The 1,507-nt window shown below is 71.4% G+C and carries 2 protein-coding genes and 1 pseudogene; 2 read left to right on the top strand and 1 reads right to left on the bottom strand.

The features are described from left to right. On the top strand, window positions 1-908 hold a 908-nt coding region (gene speB / locus AB0M20_RS42965), incomplete at its 5' end, for an agmatinase (protein ID WP_364307204.1). A 74-nt stretch (window positions 909-982) separates the two neighbouring features. Then, window positions 983-1,144 (top strand): hypothetical protein, encoded by a 162-nt coding sequence (locus AB0M20_RS42960; RefSeq protein ID WP_364307202.1) that lies wholly within the window; start codon window positions 983-985, stop codon window positions 1,142-1,144. On the opposite strand, the pseudogene AB0M20_RS42955 reads toward AB0M20_RS42960, so the two are convergent. After that, window positions 1,129-1,507 (bottom strand): annotated as a pseudogene (locus AB0M20_RS42955) (hypothetical protein); the annotation flags it as partial. The gene AB0M20_RS42960 and the pseudogene AB0M20_RS42955 sit on opposite strands and share 16 nt — an antisense overlap.

The following is a 1,507-nucleotide window of genomic DNA, read 5'->3' as shown; positions in this document are numbered from 1 at the left end:
CCACCACCTATCGGCCCGGCGCCCGGTTCGGGCCGCGGGCGCTGCGGGCGGCGGCGTACCACCCCGGCACGTACCACCTGGATCTCGGCATCGAGATCTTCGACTTCATCGACCTGGTCGACGCCGGCGACGCGCACTGCCCGCACGGGCAGACCGTGGCCTCGCACCGCAACATCGAGGCCAAGGTCGCCAGCGTGGTGGACGTGGGCGCCTTCCCGGTGATCATCGGCGGGGACCACTCGATCACCTGGCCCGCCGCCACCGCGGTCGCCCGCGGGCACGGGTGGGGGCGGCTCGGGCTCATCCACTTCGACGCGCACGCCGACACCGCCGACATCCTCGACGGCAACCTCGCATCGCACGGCACGCCGATGCGCCGGCTGATCGAGTCCGGGGCCGTGCGCGGCCGCAACTTCGTGCAGATCGGGCTGCGCGGCTACTGGCCGCCGCCGGACGTCTTCGAGTGGATGCGCGAGCAGGAGATGACCTGGCACCTGATGCACGAGGTGTGGGAACGCGGGATCCGCGAGGTGCTGGGGGAGGCGATCGCGCGGGCCGGGGACGGTTGTGACGCGATCTACCTGTCGGTCGACATCGACGTGCTGGACCCGGGCACCGCGCCCGGCACCGGGACGCCGGAGCCGGGCGGGATGACCGCGGCCGACCTGCTGCGGGCGGTCCGGATGATCGCGCTGGAGACGCCGCTGGTCGCGCTGGACGTGGTCGAGGTGTCCCCGCCGTACGACCACGCGGATCTCACCGTGAACAACGCGCACCGGGTCGTCTTCGAGGTGCTGGGCGGGCTCGCGTACAAGAAGAGGGCCCGCCTGGGCGGCAGCGTCGGCCCGCCCGGCCTGAATCTGGACGCGAGCCGCTTCCGCTATCCGAACGATGGCTCACAGACCTGAGGTTGGCAGGATGTTGATGGACAGTGGCAAATCTGCCACTAGTCCCAGGCGTCCCCGGTTGAGAACCTGGATGCATGAGTGATTCGAGAGTCTTCACCAAGATGCGGCACTTCTGGGAGCAGCAGGTCCGCCTCCACCAGCTGTACATCGACCGGAACGACGTCAGCGGCGGGGACGCCATGGCCGCGCTGGCGCGCCGACGGAGGAACCACACGCGCGGTCAGTCGCTGACGTGATGCAGCGCGGTCAGGCCGGGCACCTCCGCCCGGCCTTGCACCGCACCGGTGCGGGCGTCCAGCCAGACGATCTCGCCGTCGCCACCGGCGTATGCCCGGCCCCCGTCCGGGCTCAGCGCCAGGCCGTGGACCGGTGACGGGACCGTCCAGGTGGCCTTGACCTTGTCGGTGGTCGGATCGAGCACGGTCACCTCCGTGCCCACGCCGACGTAGAGATCCGGGCCGAAGACCATGGCGGCCGCGCCGGAGACCGGGAACCGCCGCACGACCCGCGCGATCGTGAGCGCCTCGGTGTCCGCGTAGGCCAGTGAGCCCGAATCCGCGTCGACCACGGCCAGGCGTCGCCCGTCGGGGCTGATCGCC

The organism is Actinoplanes sp. NPDC051633 (assembly GCF_040681735.1).
Lineage (GTDB): Bacteria > Actinomycetota > Actinomycetes > Mycobacteriales > Micromonosporaceae > Actinoplanes.
The sequence above is the reverse complement of the archived record's forward strand: the minus strand, read 5'-3'. Positions and strand labels throughout refer to the sequence as shown.